Genomic DNA, 590 nt, shown 5'->3' with positions numbered 1-590 from the left:
AATATCAATAGTGGCACTGGCGCAACCAATGTCATCCCTGAGACGCTTGAAGTCGTTTTTAACTTCCGCTTTTCAACGGAAACAACTGAAAATGAACTAAAAGCAAAAACCCATGCTATCTTTGATAAGCATTTTGCTGATAGCAAGGCCAGTTATGATATTCATTGGAAATTATCCGGTCAGCCGTTTTTGACACCTGAAGGTAAACTCGTCTCTGCCTGCCAGCAAGCCATTAAGTCGGTGACGGGCACACAGGCAACTTTATCGACTTCAGGCGGTACTTCTGACGGACGCTTTATTGCGCCAACGGGTGCACAAGTCGTTGAGCTTGGCGTGCGCAATGCTACGATTCATCAAGTTGATGAAAAGGTTGAGGTGGATGACTTGGGCAGATTGGCGCAGATATATGAAGGCATTCTAGAGAATTTGTTGTTAGATTGATTTTACCCCTCTAACGTAAAAAAGCGCTATCTGATTTAAAATAGCGCTTTTTTTATCATTGTTCTTTATCAACTATAAATTAAACCTTTTAAATTATCTAATTTTTACTGACAGACAAGGTCATTTACTGGCTTTACTCAATCCCAATA

Annotated in this window: 1 protein-coding gene; it reads left to right on the top strand. The window is 40.7% G+C overall.

Annotated features, from left to right (window positions below; all coding sequences use genetic code 11):
* Positions 1-441: M20/M25/M40 family metallo-hydrolase (locus ACS8FD_RS22780; RefSeq protein WP_439277530.1), on the top strand; the 441-nt coding region annotated here is incomplete at its 5' end.
* Between the last annotated feature and the right edge of the window lie 149 nt (positions 442-590).

The sequence above is a fragment of the Psychrobacter sp. 1U2 genome (assembly GCF_051847575.1).
This window is presented reverse-complemented; position numbering and strand designations above follow the sequence as displayed.